Annotated in this window: 6 protein-coding genes and 1 pseudogene; 5 read left to right on the top strand and 2 right to left on the bottom strand. The window is 44.3% G+C overall.

Annotation, left to right across the window (positions count from 1 at the left end):
- Positions 1-380: 380 nt before the first annotated feature.
- Positions 381-1,346: a DUF4349 domain-containing protein gene (locus Q0R35_RS11185; protein ID WP_295617713.1), complete on the top strand. Its 966-nt coding sequence runs from the start codon at positions 381-383 to the stop codon at positions 1,344-1,346.
- Between the two features lie 147 nt (positions 1,347-1,493).
- Here Q0R35_RS11185 and Q0R35_RS11180 read toward each other — a convergent pair whose 3' ends face one another.
- Positions 1,494-2,096, bottom strand: a complete 603-nt coding sequence (locus tag Q0R35_RS11180) for a 3'-5' exonuclease (RefSeq protein ID WP_295617710.1) — start codon at positions 2,094-2,096, stop codon at positions 1,494-1,496.
- Positions 2,097-2,447: 351 nt separating this feature from the next.
- Here Q0R35_RS11180 and Q0R35_RS11175 point away from each other — a divergent pair, with 351 nt between their 5' ends.
- From Q0R35_RS11175 to Q0R35_RS11165, 3 genes are all read left to right on the top strand, one after another.
- Complete coding sequence (locus tag Q0R35_RS11175) at positions 2,448-3,398, top strand: ABC transporter ATP-binding protein (protein WP_295617707.1); 951 nt, start codon at positions 2,448-2,450, stop codon at positions 3,396-3,398.
- 35 nt (positions 3,399-3,433) lie between these two features.
- A complete protein-coding gene (locus Q0R35_RS11170; protein WP_295617704.1) occupies positions 3,434-5,074 on the top strand; it encodes a hypothetical protein in 1,641 nt (546 codons plus the stop codon).
- A 99-nt stretch (positions 5,075-5,173) separates the two neighbouring features.
- Positions 5,174-6,877 carry a hypothetical protein gene (locus Q0R35_RS11165; RefSeq protein WP_295617701.1) on the top strand — a complete coding sequence of 568 codons (1,704 nt, stop codon included), beginning with the start codon at positions 5,174-5,176 and terminating at the stop codon, positions 6,875-6,877.
- Between the two features lie 53 nt (positions 6,878-6,930).
- On the opposite strand, the gene Q0R35_RS11160 is transcribed toward Q0R35_RS11165, so the two are convergent.
- Positions 6,931-7,095 carry a hypothetical protein gene (locus tag Q0R35_RS11160; RefSeq protein ID WP_295617698.1) on the bottom strand — a complete coding sequence of 55 codons (165 nt, stop codon included), beginning with the start codon at positions 7,093-7,095 and terminating at the stop codon, positions 6,931-6,933.
- A gap of 304 nt (positions 7,096-7,399) precedes the next feature.
- On the opposite strand from Q0R35_RS11160, the pseudogene Q0R35_RS11155 reads away from it, so the two are divergent.
- Positions 7,400-7,621 (top strand): annotated as a pseudogene (locus Q0R35_RS11155) (phycocyanin subunit beta); the annotation flags it as partial.

The following is a 7,621-nucleotide window of genomic DNA, read 5'->3' as shown; positions in this document are numbered from 1 at the left end:
AATCTTTAAAGACTTTTGACTCGTCTTGGCTTCACCATTACTGGCTCGACCGTGTTATAATCGTGTTAACGAATTTAACGAGGTTGTATAGGCTTTCAAACTATATAGTTGTCTAGGTTCAGTGGTGAAGGTAGTTAGCTCTCAGAGCGGCTTTCGCCGATTCCGCGTCGCTGTTTCCCTCGACCGCTTTACTAATATAACCCGGCGGCCTAGTATTGTCAACCCCCTGGGCTAAAGTTTGTTTTTCTAGCGTGGGTAAGGCTCTGAGCCTTTTTTAACGCTTTTTACGCTCAATCTGGCTAAATATTTTTTCGGGAGGTGGCACGATCGCTCCTAAAACGCCCGTAATCAGCCAATCTGTTCTTGTAGAAATCTCCATTGTGAATTCAAAACAATTGTGGAGTGTGAGGACGATGAATTATCTGCGAAGATCGGAGTGGGACGGCAGATCGATTGGATTAGTGGGGCTGACGATCGGTGTAAGTATTGCTTTAAGTAGCTGCGGCAACTCAAGTACAGCAGATCGGAAGAGTTCGACGGCAGAAGCTCCTCAGTCGGCAACTGCGGTGATGGCTGATGCTAAATCTGCTAGTAAAGAAGATAGAGCAGCCGAAGCAACTACTGTAACTATGCCGCAAAAGCCGCAGCTAGTTAAAACAGCAGAGATTTCGCTGCGGCTGGAATCGATCGATAAGATGATGGTGCAAGTGCGTCAGATCGTGCAGAGTAAGCAGGGCGATATTTATAATTTTCAGGACGATCGATCTTTAGATAACGATCGGCATCGGCAGGCTACTTTGGTGCTGAAGGTACCTAGCAAAGCTTTGGATGCGACTGTGGCTGAAATTGCGAAGTTAGGCAAGGTAGAGAGCCAAGGGGTGAAGTCTGAGGATGTAACGCAGCAAGTTGTCGATACGGATGCACGGCTGAAGAATCTCCGTCAGCAGGAGGATTTGACACGCAAAATCATGGAGCGATCTGGTTCGGTTAGGGATATTTTGGCCGTTTCTAAGGAACTTTCGGCGATCCGCGAGCAGATCGAACAGTTGGATGCGAGTGTGAAGAATCTTCGCCAGCAGGTGGCGTATTCGACGATTAATCTCAAAGTTGAGGAAATGCAGTCTGCTACACCGAGTAGTGATGCTTTTGGGGTGCAAGTGCAGGAAACTTGGAAAAATTCTACTCATGCAGCGGGGAGTCTGGGGACAAATCTGGTGTTGGGATTGTTGTGGTTGCTACCTTTTATACCATTTATGGCGATCGGGGCTGGTGGCGTATATTATGCGATCGGCAAACGGCGGCAGCAGTTACGAGTAGTTGAAACCCCCACTCACGAGGAGGGATAGTATTAGCAGGCGATTTTTAGGTGAGTTGCGATATCCGATTGGATGTGATAACTCACCTAAAATTTTGACAGGGCGACAAGTTCAATTGTTGCTGGTGTTCTGGAGTTTGCCTGTTTTGATGATGCTTTTACTATGTTTAGAGATCGATTAGATCGAGGGACGGTCTATTTTGATAATTTTTTGTCTACCTAAGATATAGGGTAAGAGCTTGCTGATGTTGCGGGCATCGTCGATGCCGCGATGGTGGGTACCTGTTAGCGTAATGTCAGCGAGATTGAGGGCTTGTGCCATGCCGTAGCGTTTGTTGAATCCTTGAGTGATGCTGAATAGTTCTTTGAGGTTGACATGGTTGCTGGAGACTGGATCGGGTAAATCGATGCGATGGTGTTTGCCGTCTTGTTGGAGTTGTTTGCGATCGTAGTCGCCCCAGGAGCCAAAGATAGTTTTGTCGAATTGAGATAGCCAGGGTTGCCAAAGTTCGATCGCTTCGGGAAAGGTGGGAGCGGTATTAACTTGGGATTGGGTAATAGATGTAAGTTGATTGCAAAATTCGGTGAGCATAGGATGGCGCAGAGGTTTGATGAATGTTTGGAATTCATCGACAATTTTGAGGCTGGCTGTGTCTACCATGACTGCACCGATTTCGATAGTCTCCATCTGGTGGCGGGGGATGCTCTGGCTGTCGCAACAGGTGGCTTCGAGATCGACAACAAGGATATGCTGGTATTTGTCGAGGTTTTGTTCGGTCATAATTTAGTTTCTGTTAAATAAAGAGATTGTGCGAATAGCTACTTTTGCTTGCTTTATTCTTCGTGAAAAATTAGATCTTAGGGGAGTAGGTAAATAATAGATATTGAATAATGAACTGACATCGTTTATTTATTTGGTGACAAGGGAGGAGGTAGAGTCGAGCAAGACTAGTCTGGTTAGATTAGAGAGTCACCCTTGTGTCTAAATTTACTAGCTGAAAACTTCAAGCCTAACTTTAGGGAATGATGAGTCGAACCAGTGTATTAAGAATAAGTGGAATTCTACGCTTTGGCGAGATTCTGCTGCTGCAACTGGGTAAGATCTGACTATACGGTACTGGCAATCGGAACAATGGCAACAGAACTGGCAATTCGCACGGAAGATTTAACCAAACAATTCGATCGACATATTGCCGTACATGGCGTAGATTTGGCTGTGGCTGCGGGGGAAGTCTATGGCTTGATTGGCCCCAATGGTGCGGGTAAGACAACCTTGATGCGGATGCTAGCCACCGCTGAAGAGCCAACGATCGGCGAGATTTATATCAATGGCGAACGGTTGCTGCGCGATCGCAGTAATGCCAATCTCAAACGGTTATTAGGCTATCTTCCTGATGATTTTCCTTTATATGACGATCTGACAGTTTGGGATTATCTCGATTATTTTGCTAGGCTATATAAACTAACTGCCGAACGTCGTCAGCGGCGGTTGTATGATGTGCTGGAACTGGTACAACTGAGTACCAAACGCAATAGTAAAATTGCCACGCTATCCCGTGGGATGAAGCAGCGATTGAGTCTGGCACGGACGATTATTCACGAACCGATTTTACTACTTTTAGACGAACCCGTGTCTGGATTAGATCCGATCGCGCGGATGCAATTCCGGCAGATTATTAAGACGTTACAAGAGGCGGGGATGACGATTTTAATCTCGTCGCATGTCTTGAGTGACTTAGCCGAACTCTGTACTTCGGTGGGAATTATGGAGTTAGGATTTTTAGTCGAAAGTTGCCAGCTTCAAGATCTCTATCAACGCTTGAGCCGACAACAAATTTTAATTAGTACCTTAGGCGATTTAGAAGCTCTCAAACGCGAACTCAAAGCGAATTCTTTGGTATCGGATATTGAGATTTTACCTGGTACGAATCAAATTCGGGTCGGGTTTTCAGGTACGGAACAGGATGCAGCGGATTTATTGCGATCGCTAATTCACGTTCGGCTACCGATTACCAATTTTCAATGTACTCAAGAAGATCTAGAAACTATTTTCTTGAAGTTAGGACACCAGCAGGCTTCATAAGCTGTACTAAGTAATTAGATGGGAATGAGCGAACTATGCTAGCTAAAATAATCGATCGGGTGGGGGATGCCAACCCCCAAATATTTAGAGAACTCAAAGAACGGCTGACACCGCGCAATATTGCGATCGCGATTGTCGGAAGTTTAATAATGCAAGGATTAGTATTGTTGTATTTCTACGGACAACTGCCAACCCCCGACTCATTTAACCCTGTCAATACAATCATAAATAATAATTACTGTGACTTTTCTTTTAATGAAAAAGGTCGCACCTACGATGACCTGTGTAAACTAGATGGAGCTGGACATTTTTTCATTAATTGGCAAAGATGGCAAGTTGATGTTTTTACATGTTTGAGTTGGATATTGCCATTCGGACTAATTTTAAGCTCGGTTTATATGTTGGTTGCCGATTTAGTTCAGGAAGAAAAACGTGGTACTTTTAACTTTATTCGGCTCAGTCCGCAGTCGGCACAACAAATCTTTGCGGGTAAAATATTGGGCGTACCGATCCTGGTATACATTGCCACTGTATTTATATTGCCACTGCATTTATATTTAGGGTGCAGTGCAGGAGATAATATATTATTTTTAAGTAGTTGGTATTTGGCGATCGGATCGCTATGGTTCTTATTAGCTAGTGCCGCAGTCTTATATGTCTTGCTCGGTGGTGTTCAAGCAATTTTGACAGTTATTGCAGTCAGTTGTCCTCTCTGGATGCCCATAGCTGCGATTAACTCATTTGCCTCATCAGCAATCGATCCCCGCTTATCACCTGTAAGTACAGACGTATGCTGGTTTGGGATTGCGATCGCCAGTAATGCAATTTTATTCAATACTTTTGGATCGATTTGTTATTTGGCAGCTAGTTATGGAGTGTGGCAAGCTTTAGAGCGTCGCTATCTCAACCCGATAACTACCCTGATTAGTAAATCTCAAAGTTATGTAGCCAATCTGTGTTGGCAACTTTGGATTGCTGGCTTTGTCATACCTGCACTTGCACTAAACCACCACTACGATGCCTTTAGCTTGGGTTTGCTAGCAGGTATGGATTTTACGGCATTGTCGCTACTAATTCCGATGTTATTGCCGAATAAGCAAGCATTACAAGATTGGAGTCGTTACCGTCGCGAACGAGTCACGCAGAAGCATCGGCAGTTTTGGCGACGGGAACTAGTGCAAGATCTCATCCACAATGATAAGAGTCCTGCATTACTGGCGATCGCACTCAATATTGCGATGGCGATGGTAATGTGGATTCCGGTAAGCATCGTGATGCTATTCAATGATTTCACTCATGGAATTAACACTTTAGCCGGAATCGGGTTGGGAGCTAGTGTAATTTTAATATACAGTGCGATCGCTCATTTAGGACTATTTCTCAATGTCAAAAAACGTAAACTTTGGATTACAGCACTCGTCGCAGGGGTAATACTCGTGCCGAGTCTGGGTGCTTGGTTCTTATCGATAATTGATGCGCCAACTGAATTGGTGTCATTCTTACTATTATTCTCGCCATTTGCCGCAATGGGGACGAGCCAAGGTGGAAGTAGCATTTTTGCCGCATTTGCCGCTCAGTTAGCGATTTTAGCAGTATTAACTCATCAATTACAGCGAAAGATCCAACTCAGCGGACGATCGCAAACTCAAGAGATGGGAGATGGGAGTAAGAAGTAAGAAGTAAGGAGTAAGAAGTAAGGAATGAGGATTGATAATCCCAGTCTCCCCGTCCCGATCCGATCTCATCAGTAAAAACTATTAAGGTAAATAATTATCGTGTTAGACAGATTAATCGATCGAATGGGTGATTCTAACCCGCAAATATTTCGAGAACTTAAAGAACGCTTGACACTGCGAAATATCGGGATTGCAGTTGCAGGTGCATTGGTAATTCAGATTTTAGTTTTGTTATATTTCAACGGTCAAATTCCGGTTCCCATTCTATCGGATGTTACCAATGAATCTACACCGAAAGAGCTGTATCGGCAGGCTTATAGTAAATACTGTTACTTTAACGAAATTCGCAATGGCTATAGTCCCGGCGAAATATGTACGATCGATGGTGGTGGCAGCTTTAAAATTAACTGGCAAACTTGGCGATCGGATGTCTTTATTTGTCTGAGTTGGATTTTACCATTAGGACTATTTTTAGGCTCGATTTACACTTTAGTTGCCGACTTAGTGCAAGAAGAAAAACGCGGTACGCTCAACTTTATTCGGCTTAGTCCCCAATCGGCTCAAAAAATCTTTATCGGCAAAATCTTAGGCGTACCGATATTAGTATATGTTGCCGCAGCCTTAATTGTGCCGCTACATGTGTGGATGGGATTGAGCGCACAAGCAGACATTCTCACGCTAGCAAGCTGGTACGCGACGCTTGGTGGGCTGTGGTTCTTGTTAGCTAGCACATCAATTTTATATGTCTTGCTCGGTGGCGTTCAGGCTATTGTAACTGTTATTGCTGTTGCCTTTCCGCTGTGTGCGCCGATCGCAATGATTAATGCTTTTATGGCGGCTACGGTAAATAACGAGCAATGGCTGAAAGATAACTATCTCATCTCTTGGTTTGGATTGCCGATCGGTAGTAGTGCGACATATCTTTATATCTTTACAACTGGCAGTTGTTTGATAGCTAGCTATGGAATTTGGCAAATTCTCGATCGTCGCTATTTCAATCCGACTGCGACAGTAATTGGTAAATATCAAAGTTACTCGATCGACTTTTGCCTCCAATTATGGATCGCTGGGTTTACGGTACCGTTCATTTTCTCAGCAAATACTCACCACTATACTATCCGCCAAACGATAGGGGTATTTGGCATCTTCGATTTTATGGCGTTGTTGTTATTGATTCCGATGTTATTACCTAGCAAACAAGCATTGCAAGATTGGAGTCGCTATCGTCGCGATCGCACTCAGCAACGACGTAAATTTATCCAACAAGATCTAGTCCAAGATTTAATTGGTAACGATAAAAGTCCGGCAATTGTGACGATCGCGATTAATGTCGGTATGGCAATGATAGTCTGGATTCCTGTATCGATCTTTGCCTTGACTGCTCATACTCAAGGGATGGACTTTAATGTTTTCAGCACTCCCGGATATGTCACTCGCCTAGTGGGTGGTATTTGCGTTGCGGCTAGTCTGATTTTACTCTACACCGCGATCGCGCATTTGGGTCTATTTCTCAAAGTCCGCAAGCGCAATCTGTGGATTTTCGCGATCGTTGGTGTCGCGGCAATCTTACCCGTGGTTGTTGCTTACGTTCTCTCCCCCGTTGGTACTCCAACTGGTTTTGCTGCTGTAGTACTGCTGTTTTCGCCCTTTGCGCCGATGGGGCTGTTCCAACTAGCCGGAACCACGATTTTAGCTGCATTTACCGTACAGGTGGCGATGTTTGCCGCATTGACGTATCAATTAAAACGACAGTTGCAAATTAGCGGACGCTCTCAAAGCAAGGAATTACTCGCTCAGAGCTAAGAATTAATATTTTTGACTGACATCAACCCAGTTTCTCCCTGAAGCTGGGTTTTTTAGGGACTTGTCAGATCGTCATCCTTGGGCTTGCTTTTAGCCTTGCGGATCAGTTGTGCGATCGTCCGCGAGAGCGAAAGTCCCGACTCCGCAGCCAGTTTCTCTAATTTCTCTCGCTCGATCGGATCGAGGGACACATTCAGGCGATTTTTTTTTGTGCTCACAGCGCAAAAGTGGTGTAACTATGGTACCTATTTTCCGAGTTAGGAGCTAGGCAGGGGTGGATTATTAACGTTTGTGACAAAGATGAGGAAAAACAAAAAAGAGTTCACATAACATTGTATATATTTAGATTAATAGGTAATACTAGTAACTGACAGATTGGTTGATACCAACTAGCAAAACTGGTTAGCCTCTCATATTAATACGAGAGTTTTCCCAAATTTATTAAGCTATGTTACGCGATTGCGCAGCATGAGCCGAAAAACTGGATACCAAAAACTATTAAACGCATACAGGATTAAATATATGTTAGACGGATTCTCCAAGGTTGTCGCCCAAGCAGATGCACAAGGTCAATACCTTAGCACTGGTCAATTAGACGCACTCGCGGCAATGGTAGCCGACGGCAACAAACGGATGGATACAGTCAACCGGATTACATCCAACTCTTCGACAATTGTTGCTAACGCAGCCAGAAGTCTATTTGCCGACCAACCCAACCTGATTGCTCCTGGTGGAAATGCTTAC

It is taken from the genome of Chamaesiphon sp. GL140_3_metabinner_50 (assembly GCF_025361915.1).
In the GTDB taxonomy this organism is placed as follows: domain Bacteria; phylum Cyanobacteriota; class Cyanobacteriia; order Cyanobacteriales; family Chamaesiphonaceae; genus Chamaesiphon.
The sequence above is the reverse complement of the archived record's forward strand: the minus strand, read 5'-3'. Positions and strand labels throughout refer to the sequence as shown.

What these genes read in the sequence shown, in the direction of transcription:
- Q0R35_RS11170 (WP_295617704.1), top strand. Translation starts at nt 3,434, where the DNA reads ATGCTAGCTAAAATAATCGATCGGGTGGGGGATGCCAACCCCCAAATA.
- Q0R35_RS11175 (WP_295617707.1), top strand. Translation starts at nt 2,448, where the DNA reads ATGGCAACAGAACTGGCAATTCGCACGGAAGATTTAACCAAACAATTC.
- Q0R35_RS11180 (WP_295617710.1), bottom strand. Translation starts at nt 2,096, where the DNA reads ATGACCGAACAAAACCTCGACAAATACCAGCATATCCTTGTTGTCGAT.